Genomic DNA, 13,189 nt, shown 5'->3' on the forward strand with positions numbered 1-13,189 from the left:
TCCGGGTTGATCGATATAGCGAAGCTTCCGGTGCCTCCAGCGTCTTTCCCACCCCTGCCGCCCGGCCTGATCGTCATCCACAGCAATTTGTCCGAATCGCTGCGCGACGTGCTGGTCGGATGGATGCGCACCCACCCGCTGGGCCCGCTGGAACGCGAGGTGGTGCTGGTGCAAAGCAGCGGCATCGCGCAATGGCTGAAACTGGCGCTGGCCGCCGACCCGCGCGATGGCGCAGGGGGCGGCGCCGGCATTGCCGCGGCCTTCGAATTCCTGCTTCCATCGCGCTTCCTGTGGCGCGCCTATCGCGCCGTGCTGGGCGCGGCGGCGGTGCCCGAGGAATCGCCGTTCGACAAGCCGCGCCTGATGTGGCGCCTGCTGCGCCTGCTGCCGGAAGTGATGGACCAGCCGGTGTACGCGCCGCTGCGCCGCTTCCTGCGCGACGACGCGGATTGCCGCAAGCGTTATCAACTGGCCGAACGCCTGGCCGACGTGTTCGACCAGTACCAGGTCTACCGGGCCGATTGGCTGGCGGCATGGGCGGCGGGCCACGACAGCTTGCCACGCGACGGCGTGGCGGATCCAGCGCAGGCCGGTGCCCCGCTGCCGCCGTCGCAACGCTGGCAGGCGGCGTTGTGGCGCGCGGTGTTGGACGACGTCAAGGCCATGGACGCCCCCATGGGCGTGGCGCCTTCGTCGGATGGCCGCGCCGCCGTGCATGGCGCCTTCCTGCGCCGCGCCGCCGGCCTGCCCGACGACGCGGCCCTGCCGGGCCTGCCCCGGCGGCTGATCGTGTTCGGTATTTCGACCCTGCCGCGCCAGTCGCTGGAAGTGCTGGCCGTGCTGTCGCGCTGGACGCAGGTGCTGATGTGCGTGAACAACCCCTGCGAACACTACTGGGCCGACATCATCGAGGGCAAGGACCTGTTGCGCGCCGCCCATGCGCGCCAGCAGCGCCGTCCCGGCCTGCCCGCGCGCATGGGTGAAGACGAACTGCATCTGCACGCGCATCCCCTGCTGGCCGCATGGGGCAAGCAAGGGCGCGACTTCATCGGCCTGCTGGACGAGCACGACAGCGCCGACGCGCGCGCCCGGATCAGCGCGGCCCTGGGCGGGACGGCGCAACGCCTGGACCTGTTCGAGTCCGCCGGCGACGACACGCTGTTGCGACAGCTGCAGGACGACATCCGCGATCTACGGCCCCTGCGCGAAACGCGCGAGCGCTGGCCGGCGGTGGATCCGCGGCGCGACGCATCGATCCGTTTCCATGTCGCGCACAGCCGCCAGCGCGAAGTCGAGATCCTGCACGACCAGCTGCTGGCGGCGTTCGATCGGGACGCTACCCTGCGGCCGCGCGACGTCATCGTCATGGTGCCGGATATCGAGGCCTACGCGCCGCATATCCAGGCGGTGTTCGGCCTGCACGACCGCGACGACCCGCGCGCCATTCCCTATACCATCGCCGATCGCGTGAAACGGCACGCCGATCCCTTGCTGCACGCGCTGGAGCAATTGCTGCAACTGCCGCAGGCGCGGTTTTCGGTCAGCGACTTCATGGATCTGCTGGAAGTGCCCGCCGTGCGCGACCGCTTCCAGATCGCCGAGGACCAGCTGCCGCTGCTGCATGCGTGGATACGCGGCGCCAACATCCGCTGGGGACTGCACGATGCGCAGCGACAGGCGTTGGGACTGCCCTCCAGCGGCACGGCGGCGGCGCAGAACAGCTGGCTGTTCGGCTTGCGCCGCATGCTGCTGGGCTATGCGGTCGGCGCGCGCGCCGATGACTGGCGCGGCATCGAACCCTACGACGACATCGGCGGCCTGGACGCGGCGCTGCTCGGACCCTTGACCGACCTGGTGGACAGCCTGGAACAGACCTGGCTGCAACTGGCGGAACCCGCGCCGCCGCAAGTATGGGGCGAGCGGCTGGCCGCGCTGCTCGAACGCTTCTTCCACCCGGATGAAGGCATGGACGCCTACACGCTCCAGCAGCTGAACGCGGCCCTGCGCGCGTGGCTGGACATCTGCGCGGAGGCTCGCGTCACCGAGACCCTGCCGCTGTCGGTGGTCGCGGAGCATTGGCTGTCGCGGCTGGACGAAGGCGGCTTGTCGCAGCGCTTCTTCGGCGGCGCGGTGACGTTCGCGACGTTGATGCCCATGCGCGCGATTCCATTCCGCATCGTCTGTCTGCTGGGCATGAACGATGGCGAGTATCCGCGCATCCGCATGCCCATGGACTTCGACCTGATGGCCTACGACTATCGTCCCGGCGACCGGTCGCGCCGCGAGGACGACCGCTACCTGTTCCTGGAAGCGCTGCTGTCGGCGCGCGATCGGCTGCTGGTGTCCTGGGTGGGTCGCAGCGTGCGCGACAACACGCCGCGGCCGCCTTCGGTGTTGGTGGGCCAGCTGCGCGACCATCTGGCGACAGGTTGGCGGCTGGCTGGCGACCTGGCGCGGGATGTCGACGCGGCGTCGCCCACCAAGTCCGCCGCGACCGCCGAGTCCACCAAGTCCACCAAGTCCGCCGAGCCCGAACAGGCGCTGCTGGCCGCCCTGACCACGGAGCACCGCCTGCAGCCCTTCAGCCCGGCTTATTTCGCCGTGCCGGCCGCCGGCGATCTGTTCACGTACGCCCGTGAATGGCGCGACCCCGCCGGCCATCGCGCGGATACGCGGCAGCCGCTGCCACCCCTGTCGCGCGAAGAGCCGCTGACGCTGCGCGAGCTGGCGGATTTCGTGCGTGCACCGGTGGATGCGTTCTTCAAGCAGCGCCTGCAGGTCAGCTTCGCGCTGCAGGACGCGGCGACGGAGGACGTCGAACCCTTCGTTCCCGATGCCCTGGAGCAATGGCAGCTCCAGGATGCCCTGATCCGCGCGCAATGCCGCGCGCTGGAAGCCGGAGAAGACTACGTGGCCAGCCGCGAAGCCGAAGTGGCTCGCATCGGCCGCGCGGGTATGTTGCCGGACGGCGCGTTCGGCGCCCTTACCGCGGAAGACCTGCTGGCGCCGCTGGACGACATGGCGGAGCGCTACGCCAAGGCGTTGGCGCGCTGGCCTGATGGCCTGCGTGAGGAGTTTCCCATACTGCTGCCCGCCATCGACGGCGCGCCCGCGCTGGAAGACAGCCTGTCCGGGTTTCGCCAGGATGACGAGGGCCAGCGCTGCCGCCTGCTGGTGGATAGCAGCAGCCTGATTCCCAAGGGCAGGTACCGGGCGGCGCGGGTGGTGCCGCACTGGGTCGCGCACGTCGCGGCACAGTTGACCGGCGTGGCCGTGACCACCGTGGTGGTCAGCAAGGCCGGCGACGTGGTCTTTCCGCCCATGCCGCGGCGCGCGGCGATGCGTTTGCTGCGGGTCTGGCTGCGCGGCTGGCAGGCCGGGATGACGCGACCCTTGCCCCTGGCGCCCGCCACGGCGTTCGAATGGCTGACCCGGCATCCGGCGGCGCCTGAGCTGCCCGTATCGGCCGACGGCACTGAAGGCGCCGATGACAATGACACTGGCGACGCGGCGGACGACTGGGACGCCGATCGCGAAGGCGGCATTCCGGCGCTGCTGGCCGCGCCCGCCGGCCAGGCTGCCCGCAAGATCTACGAAGGCGTCGCCGAGCAGCGCGGCGAAGTCGACGACAGCCCCTATCTGCAGGCGGTATATCCCGATTTCGCCGCCTTGGCGCATGGCGGGGAATTCTTCGCGCTGGCGCAGTCCTGGCTGCGCGCCATGCGCGCGTCCCTGTATGCGGACCGCAACCGCGCCAAGGCGGCCACGGATGGACAGGAGGCCGCGCATGGTTGAGTCCCGGCACATCCACGGCAAGTCCCGATCCGAGCCGGGCACGGCCACGTCGCGCGATGCGGCGCCCACGCCGCTGGACGTCCTGCGCTTTCCATTGCATGGCAGCCGCCTGATCGAGGCCAGCGCCGGCACCGGCAAGACCTACACCATCGCCACCTTGTATGTACGCCTGGTGCTGGGGCATGGGGGCGATGACGGCTTCGACCGGCCCCTGATGCCGCCGCAGATCCTGGTGGTGACTTTTACCGAAGCCGCCACGCAGGAACTGCGCGACCGCATCCGCGCGCGGCTGGCCCAGGCGGCCGCGTATTTCCTGGCCGATCCAGCCGAAGCCGAAGCCGCGGGCGACGGCGATCCCCTGCACGACCTGCGCGCCGAGTATCCGCCGGAAACCTGGGCAGCCTGCGCGCGCAAGCTGCAACTGGCCGTGGAGTGGATGGATGAAGCCGCCGTGTCGACCATCCACGGGTGGTGCAACCGCATGCTGCGCGAGCATGCCTTCGACAGCAACAGCCTGTTCCAGCAGACGCTGGAACAGAACACGGCGCCGCTGATGGCGGAGGTCGTGCGCGACTACTGGCGCGCGCACATCGCGCCGCTGGACGCGGTGTCGGCGGCGGAAGTGCGGGCCTGGTGGCCGGGGCCCGATGCGCTCCAGGCGCAATTGCTGCCCGTACTGCGCTTCGCGCCGGAATTGAAGGCGCCTGGCAAGACCGCCATGGCGGATGGCCTCGATGCCGCGGATATCACGGCCCCACGGCACGCCAGCCAAAACAGCGGCAGCGGCGGCGGTACCGCCGCCCGGCGGCATGCCAACGATGCTGATGCTGATGCCGGTACACCCTGCGACCTGCTGCGCACTGTGCGCGAGCGTCGCCAGGGCGTATTGCGCGAACTGAAGCAGCCCTGGCAGGCATGGCTGCCCGAACTGCGCCAGCTGTTCGATGAAGGGGTGGCGGCCAAGCGCGTGAACGGACGCCAGGTCCAGGCCCGCTACTACCAGGCCTGGCTGGAGAATCTGCGGGCATGGTGCGAGGACGCCGATGCCCGCATGCCGCAATTGACCGACACCGCCTGGCTGCGCCTGGGCCCGGGCCTGAGCGAAGCGTGGAAGGGCGATCCCCCGGATCATCCGGCCTTTGTCGCCCTAGCCGAGCTGCGCGAAAAAACCCAGGCGCTGCCCGAAGCGCGCCATGACGTGCTGCGCCACGCCGCCGAGTGGGTGAGCCGGCGCTTCGCGTCCGAACAGGCGCAGCGCGCGCAGATGAGCTTCGACGCCCTGCTGGACCAGCTGGACGCCGCGTTGGCGGGGCCATCCGGCGCGACCCTGGCCGACACGCTGCGCAAACAGTTTCCCGTCGCGCTGATCGACGAATTCCAGGATACCGATCCGGTCCAGTACCGCATCTTCGACGCCGTCTACCGCGTGGCCGCCAACGACAGGGGCAGCGCGCTGATCCTGATCGGCGATCCCAAGCAGGCCATCTACGGCTTTCGCGGCGCCGACATCCATACCTATCTGCGCGCGCGCGCCGCGGTGGACGGTCGCCTGTACGTGCTCGGCACGAATTTCCGGTCCACGCAGCCCATGGTGGATGCGGTGAATCATTGCTTCATGGCAGCGGAACGGCGGGAAGCGGGCGATGGGGCATTCCTGTTCCGCCGCGGCGATGGCAACCCGGTGCCTTTCATCCCCGTGCGCGCGAACGATCGCCCCGATCGCCTGGTGCTGGACGGCGCGGCCACGCCGGCCTTGACGATGTGGTGGCTGCCGGCGTCCGAGGATGGCAAGGCCATGGGCGCGGGTGTGTACCTGGACACCATGGCCGACGCCTGCGCCGGCGAGGTCGCGCGGCTGCTGGCCTTGAGCCAGGCGGGCGGCGCGGGCTTCGTCCCGCGCGACCAGGCCGTGCCGCCTCCGGAGGGTGACGCACTTGGCGCGCGGCCGCTGCGTCCCGCCGACATCGCCGTGCTGGTCGATACCGGCCGGCAGGCGCGCGCCGTGCGCCGCGCCCTGTCGCGCCGAGGTGTGCGCAGCGTATACCTGTCCGAGCGGCAATCCGTGTATGCCAGTGCCCAGGCCGGCGAAATCGAATTCTGGCTGCGCGCCTGCGCCGAGCCCGACGATGCCCGCGCGCTGCGCGCGGCGCTGGCCACACCCACCCTGGGCGTGGCATGGCAGGACCTGGACCGCATCGGCCAGGACGAACTGGAATGGGACGCGCGCGTGCAGCAATTCCGCGCCTACGCACGCTGCTGGCGCGACAAGGGCGTGCTGCCGATGCTGCGGCGGCTGCTGGACGATTTCGGCGTGCCCGCGAGGCTGCTGGCGCCGGTCGCCGCTACCGGCGACGGCGAACGCGCGATGACCGACATCCTGCACATCGCCGAGCTGCTGCAACAGGCGAGCGTGCGGCTGGACGGCGAACACGCGCTGCTGCGGCATCTTGCGGAAATGCGCCATGCGGCCAGCGTGGGCGAAGAAAACGACGCCTTGACCATCCGCCTGGAAAGCGACGCCGACCTGGTGCGCGTGATCACCGTCCACAAATCCAAGGGCCTGGAATATCCCCTGGTCTTCCTGCCTTACGCGGCCGCGTTCCGCGCAGTCAGGCCGGATGCCGTTCCCTTGTCCTGGCACGACGACCACGGCCGGCTGCAGGTGTCGCTGGTCCCCGACGCGCACGGCCACGCCCGCGCGGATCGCGAACGCCTGGGCGAGGACCTGCGCAAACTGTATGTCGCGCTGACCCGTGCCCGCTATGCCACCTGGGTCGGCGTCGCGCCCATCGCCAACCTGGAATCCAGCGCCATCGGCTATCTGGTGGGGCGCGGCCTGGCGCCCGCCGACCAGCCCCTGCCGGAGGTGCTGGACACCTGGCGCGCCGGCCACGCTGATATCGCCGTGCGCGAAGCGCCGCCGCCCGCGGACATCCGCTACCGGCCGGAGAGCGAAAGGACCGGCCCGACGCAGGCCGCGGCTGCCGCGCCTGGCGTGGCCATGGAACACGCCGCGCGCCACGTCACGGCCTCGCCAGGCGGCGCGCGCATCATGCGCCGCGGCGTGCGCGATCCGTGGTGGATCGCCAGCTACTCCTCGCTGCGTACCGCCACGGGCGACCGCGTCAAGGAAGCCGAGCCGGAGACCGCGCGCGAAGACGTGTTCCTGGAGGCCACCGGCACGGACACCGACGTCGATGGCGCGGGTGACGCGGACACGATGCCGGCCTGGCCCGCCAACCGCCTGCCGCCGGCGATCCCATTGCCGCGCGACGCCGGCGGCGCCCTGCACGCGTTCCCCGCCGGCGCGCAGGCCGGCACCTTCTTCCACGAGCTGCTCGAATGGGCCGCCGACCAGGGCTTCGCCGCCATCGCCGACCAGCCGGAAGCGGTGCGCCAGGCGGTGGCGCGCCGCTGCGAAGAGCACAACTGGGCCGCCTGGACCGAGCCCTTGACAGCCTGGTTGCTGGACACGGTGGCCAGACCCATGGCGCTGCCCGACATGCCGGGCGGCCCGGTTCCCCCGGTGGCGCTCGCGGGCATCGGCGACTACCTTGCCGAAATGGAATTCTGGCTGGGCGCCGACGACGTCGACGTCACGCGCCTGGACCACGTCGTGCGCGCACACACGCTGCGGCAGGCGCCGCGGCAGGCGCTCGAACCGGCGCGCATGAACGGCATGCTGAAGGGCTTCATCGACCTGGTGTTCGAGCACCAGGGCCGCTATTACGTGCTGGACTACAAATCCAACCGCCTTGGCGAGGACGACGCGGCGTACACGCAGGCCGCCATGCGCGACGCCATACTGGAACACCGCTACGAGCTGCAGTACGCGCTATATCTGTTCGCCCTGCATCGGCTGCTGCGCGCGCGGCTTCCCGACTACGACTATGACCGGCACGTCGGCGGCGCCGCCTATGTATTCCTGCGCGGCACGCACGCGGCGCAGGGCGGCGTCTTCGTGGAGCGTCCGCCCGCCGCGCTGATGCATGCGCTGGACCGGCTGTTCGCCCCGCATGTGCGCGAGGAGGCGGCCTGATGTTCCTGTCCGACATCCATGCATCCGCCACGTCCGCGTCCTCCCGCGGCGACGCGCCGGCCGGCCGCGGCGAGCTGCTGGCATCCATGGACGAATGGGTCGCCCATCGCTGGATACGTCCCCTGGACGCCGTGTTCGCGCGTTTCCTGTGGAACGAAGTGCCCGACGCGCCCGCCCTGGCGATACTGGGCGCGCTGCTGGCCAGCCACCAGCTGGCGCACGGCCATGCCTGCCTGGACCTGGGCGCCGTGCTGGAAGACCCTGAATTGACGCTGGCGCTGCCGCCCGAGGGCGCCGGGCAGCCGGCCTCCGGCGTGCCCTTGCGCTCGCCCGCCGCGCTGCTGGCCCAGGTATCCCTGCCGCGCTGGCAGGCGGCGCTGGACGTTCCGGGACTGGTTGGCGACGGGCCGGGCGGCACGCCGCTGGTGCTGGTCGACCAGCGCCTGTACTTGCGCCGCTGCTGGCAGTACGAGCAGGACATCAATGCCGGCATCGCCGCGCGGCTGGCGCGCAATCCGGAATTGCAGGCGGCGCTGCCGTCCGCCGGTTTGCGCGCGATGCTGGACGTCCTGTTTCCCGCCGAAGGGGCCACCGCCGGCGCCGACTGGCAGAAGATCGCCTGCGCAGCCGCCGCGCGCAGCGCATTCACCATCATCACCGGCGGTCCGGGTACCGGCAAGACCACCACCGTCGTCAAGCTGCTGGCCGTCCTGCAGGCGCTGGCGCTGCAGGGGGTGGAAACCGGCGCCGCCACCGCGGCCGCCGCCGTGGCGAGGCCGTTGCGTATCCGGCTGGCGGCGCCCACCGGCAAGGCGGCGGCGCGGCTGAGCGAATCCATCGCCGGCGCGGTGTCGCGGCTGCCCTTGGCGGAGCTACCGGCCGGCGCCGCGCTGCGCCAGGCCATTCCGACCGGGGTATCGACGCTGCACCGGCTGCTGGGCAGCCGCCCCGGCTCGCGCAAATTCCGCCATGACGCCGACCATCCGCTGCCGCTGGACGTGCTGGTGGTCGACGAGGCGTCGATGATCGACCTCGAGACCATGGCGGCGCTGCTGCAGGCGCTGCCGCCGCGCGGCCGGCTGGTCCTGCTGGGCGACAAGGACCAGCTGGCGTCGGTCGAGGCAGGCGCGGTGCTGGCCGATCTGTGCCGCGACGCGCAAGGCGGTCGCTACACGCCCGCCACGCGCGATTGGCTGGAGCAGGTCAGCGGCCAGCGCGTCGCCGACGACTTGATCGATGCCCGGGGGACCGCCCTGGACCAGGCCATCGTCATGCTGCGGCACAGCCATCGTTTTGCCTCGGACAGCGGCATCGGCCGCCTGGCCGCCGCCATCAATGCGGGCAATCGCCAGCAGGTGGCGCGTTTCTGGCGCCAGCCCCATGCCGGCGTGACGCGGCTGGCGGGGGGCGAGTGCGATCGGGATTTCGCCGCCCTGGTCCTGGATGGCCAGGCGCTGACCGAACTGGAGCTGGCCCTGGACGCCGGCACCGGCGCCGACGCGCTGGATCGGCATGGGCCGCATGGTTATGCCCGCTACCTGCGCCTGATGCGCGCGCGGCGCCCGGCGCCGGGCGCCGGCCAGGAAGACCTCGACGACTGGGCGCGGCAGGTCCTGGCGGCCCACGGCGCCTTCCAGCTGCTGACGACGCTGCGCCATGGCAATTGGGGCGTGGAAGGCTTGAACCGCCGCGTGGCGCGGCTGCTGCGCGACCGCGGACTGATCGACGCGACGGAGGGCTGGTACGCCGGCCGTCCCGTGCTGGTCACGCGCAACGATTACGCCCTGGGCTTGATGAATGGGGACATCGGCATCACCCTGGCGCTGCCGGCGGCGCCCGACAGCGCGCCGGTGCTGCGCGTGGCCTTTCCCATGACCGACGGCAGCGGCCGTATCAAGTGGGTGCTGCCCAGCCGCCTGCAGGCGGTGGAGACGGTGTACGCGCTGACGGTGCACAAGTCCCAGGGCTCGGAATTCGACCATGCGGCCGTGGTGCTGCCGGAGCGGCTCAGTCCCATCTTGACCCGCGAATTGCTCTACACCGGCATCACCCGGGCGCGGGCCTTCCTGACCCTGCTCAGTCCCGGTGGCGACCACGTGCTGGAACAGGGCATCGCCCGGCAGGTGCGGCGCGCCAGCGGCCTGCTGGCGTAAGCGCGGGCCGGCTTAATCCTGGGGCGGCGCGCTGTCCGGACCTGGGCCGGATGGACCCGCGCTGGATAGGCCCGGCCTATCGCGGCCCGGCCTATCGAGGCCCGGCCTGGACTGCACGTCCAGGCCCAGCATCTTGACCAGCGATTCCGCCGAATACGGCTTGGGCAGGAATTCGAAGTCGTGCGTCCCTTGTTCCGCGAGGACATGGCTGTAGCCGCTGGTCAGCACGACACGCAGTTCGGGCCAGCGGCGGCGCACCGCGGCGGCAAGCTCGATGCCGCTCATGCCGGGCATGACGACGTCCGAGAACAGCAGGTCGAATCGGCCGTTGCGCGCACCGAGCAGGGACAGCGCCGATTGCGCATCGGTGGCCCAATGCGCCGTCAATCCCAGTTCATGCAGCAGGCCCAGCGCGAAGCGCCCCACGGTCTCGTTGTCTTCGACCAGCAGGACCGACATCGTCGCGTCGCCGGTTGCGAGGGCGACGGGCTTTTCATCGCCTTCTGCTGGCACCGCGCCCGCTTTCGCGCAGGGCAGGTACAGGGTGAAAGTGGTGCCCGCGCCCATCTTGGTGTCCACGCCGATTTCGCCGCCCGATTGCTTGGCGAAACCATAGGCCTGGCTCAAGCCCAGGCCGGTACCCTTGTTGACGGCCTTGGTGGTGAAGAAGGGTTCGAAGATCCGTTGCAGCGTGGCGGGTTCGATCCCGGTGCCGGTGTCGGCGACCGACACGGCGACGAAATCGCCGCTGGCGCCGGCATGGCTGCGAACCGGCGGTATGTGATCGACCTGGCGAGCCGTGATGGTCAGCCCGCCGCCGCGCGGCATGGCGTCGCGGGCATTGATCACCATGTTCAGGATGGCGGTCTCGAACTGGTTCGGGTCCGCCTCGATGGGTCGTATGTTCGCCGGCAGGTCCATCTTCAGCTTGACCGGCGACCCGATCGACGTCTGGATCATGTGCTCCATGCCGCGAAGCCGGTCCGCCACCTGGAAGACTTCCGGCATGAGCGGCTGCTTGCGGGCGAAGGCCAGCAGCTGGCGCGTCAGCAGGGCGGCCTTGTTGGCCGTGTCGGATATCGCGTTGATGTAGCGCAGGCGTTTTTCTTCCGGCAGCGACGGCCGGCGCAGCAGTTCGGCGGACGACCGGATGATGGTCAGCAGATTGTTGAAATCGTGCGCCACGCCGCCGGTGATGCGGCCGATGGCTTCCATCTTCTGCGCCTGGTTCAAGGCGTCGCGGCTGCGATCCAGCGCCAACTGGGCTTCGCGCCGTTCGGTCACGTCGCGGGTGATCTTGGCGAAGCCGATGAAGGTGCCGTTTTCGTCGCGTATCGGATCCAACACCACGCTGGCCCAGAACCGCGTACCGTCCTTGCGCATGCGCCAGCCTTCTCCCAGGAAGCGGCCGTCGCGCAAGGCCGTGGCGATGGCGCGCTGCGGTTCCCCGCGTTCGCGGTCTTCCGGCGTGTAGAAGCGCGAGAAATGCTGGCCGATGATTTCGTGCGCCGTGTAGCCCTTGATCGCTTGCGCGCCCGCGTTCCAGTTGGTGACCCGGCCTTCTTCGTCGAGCATGAAGATGGCGTAATCGCGCACGCCCTGCACCAGCAGGCGGAAGCGCTGTTCGGCCGCGAACAAGGCTTCCTGCGCCCGCTTCTTGTCGCTGATGTCGCGCGTGACCTTGGCGTAGCCGACCAGTTCGCCGTTGTCGTCGTAGACCGGGTCGATCACGATGCTGGTCCAGAAGCGCGTGCCGTCCTTGCGCACGCGCCAGCCTTCGGACTCGTAGACGCCGGATTCCGCGGCGATCCGCAGCGCCCGCTGCGGCAGGCCGTCGCGGCGGTCTTCTTCGGTGTAGAAGCGGGAAAAATGCTGGCCGATGATCTCGGCGGCGGCATAACCCTTGAAGCGTTCGGCGCCGGTGTTCCAGTTGACGATGTAGCCATCCTTGTCGAGCAGATAGATGGCGTAGTCGCGGATGGCGCGAAGCATCAGCTCGATACGGCGGTCGGCGGACAGGGCCTGCAGGGGTGAGCTGGACGGATTCGGGGAACTCGGGTGATTCATGGCGCTCTCGTGGGCCTGGGCCCGCACGGCGTCCCGTGCAGGCCTGGGCCGGGGCCCGTGGGCCATGCCGACCGGGCAGGTCAACATGGCGACACGGAAACAAAATCTGGTTGTGGAGTCTAGCCTCAAAGCACGTAAAAATCAGCGGCCAGGTAGAGCAGCAATTGTCACGCCCGAATGGTTCCCGATTCCAACCCCTCCGAAGTCATGGCTGTGTGGCCCGCTCCGCGATGTATTGCCGCAGCCAGCCATGGCCGGGGTCCTCCTGGTGGCGCTCGTGCCAGTACAGCGATACGGACAGCGTGGGCAGCTTCAGGGGAACGTCCAGCAGCACCAGGCGCGTCGAACGCTCCACGGCCTTGGCCACGCTGCGCGGCACCGTGCAGATCAGGTCCGAACCGGCCACCACATAGGGGCCGACCAGATAGCTGGACAGCGTCGCGGCGACGGTGCGCTGGCGCCCCATGGCCCGCAGCATGCGATCGATGGTGCTGCTGAAAAAGCCGGTGTGCGCGGACAGGTCGATGTGCGGGTAGCGTAGATAGGCGTCCAGGTTCCAGCGCCGCCGCAGGCAGGGGTGATCTTCGCGAACGATGCAGACGGCGGGTTCGTCGTACAGGAAGCGTGCGCGCAGGTCCTGCGCCGGTTCGGGAAAATAGCCGGCCAGCAGTTCGACGTGATTGGTGTCCAGCATGCTCAGGCCATGCTGCAGGCGGGCCGGGATCACCCGCAGTTGCAGGTGGGGGGCGTCGCGCGCCAGGTCGGGCAGCACGCGCGGCATCAGCGTGAACTGCATGTAATCCGTCGCGTAGAGCGAAAAGGTGCGTGCGGTGAGTCGCGGGTCGAAGACTTCGCGCGGGCCGGTGGCGCGCTGCCAGCGGGCCAGCAGGGGCTGGAATTCCAGATGCAGGGCCAGCGCCTGCGGCGTGGCCTGCCAATGGCTGGATTCGCGCACCAGCAGGGGGTCGTTGAACAGCTTGCGCAGGCGACTCAGCGCCGCGCTCATGGCCGGCTGGGTGACGCCGACCTGTTCGGCCGCCCGGGATATCGAGCGGCAGGTCATCAGCGCGTCGAAATGGATGAGCAGGTTGAGGTCCGGGTATTTCATCGGGAGCATCATCAACAGCATTGATGC

Annotated in this window: 5 protein-coding genes; 3 read left to right on the plus strand and 2 right to left on the minus strand. The window is 69.9% G+C overall.

The window, feature by feature from the left end:
* Positions 1-30: 30 nt before the first annotated feature.
* The 3 genes from recC to recD are packed head-to-tail and all read left to right on the plus strand — an operon-like array spanning position 31 to position 9,987.
* The gene (recC, locus tag CAL12_RS01555) at positions 31-3,795 is read left to right on the plus strand and encodes an exodeoxyribonuclease V subunit gamma (RefSeq protein ID WP_232464668.1); all 3,765 of its coding nucleotides are present in this window, start codon (positions 31-33) and stop codon (positions 3,793-3,795) included.
* The gene (recB, locus tag CAL12_RS01560; RefSeq protein ID WP_157792854.1) at positions 3,788-7,834 is read left to right on the plus strand and encodes an exodeoxyribonuclease V subunit beta; all 4,047 of its coding nucleotides are present in this window, start codon (positions 3,788-3,790) and stop codon (positions 7,832-7,834) included. The genes recC and recB overlap by 8 nt, the downstream gene beginning before the upstream one ends.
* A complete protein-coding gene (recD, locus tag CAL12_RS01565; protein WP_086062874.1) occupies positions 7,834-9,987 on the plus strand; it encodes an exodeoxyribonuclease V subunit alpha in 2,154 nt (717 codons plus the stop codon). Before recB ends, recD begins: the two co-directional genes overlap by 1 nt.
* Before the next feature lie 12 nt (positions 9,988-9,999).
* On the opposite strand, the gene CAL12_RS01570 is transcribed toward recD, so the two are convergent.
* Together CAL12_RS01570 and CAL12_RS01575 are read right to left on the minus strand one after the other, a co-directional pair.
* Positions 10,000-12,054, minus strand: coding sequence for a hybrid sensor histidine kinase/response regulator (locus CAL12_RS01570; RefSeq protein WP_198298350.1), 2,055 nt, complete (start codon positions 12,052-12,054; stop codon positions 10,000-10,002).
* A gap of 205 nt (positions 12,055-12,259) precedes the next feature.
* Positions 12,260-13,162, minus strand: a complete 903-nt coding sequence (locus CAL12_RS01575; RefSeq protein ID WP_086067614.1) for a LysR family transcriptional regulator — start codon at positions 13,160-13,162, stop codon at positions 12,260-12,262.
* Positions 13,163-13,189: the final 27 nt, after the last annotated feature.

Source organism: Bordetella genomosp. 8, assembly GCF_002119685.1.
Lineage (GTDB): Bacteria > Pseudomonadota > Gammaproteobacteria > Burkholderiales > Burkholderiaceae_B > Bordetella_C.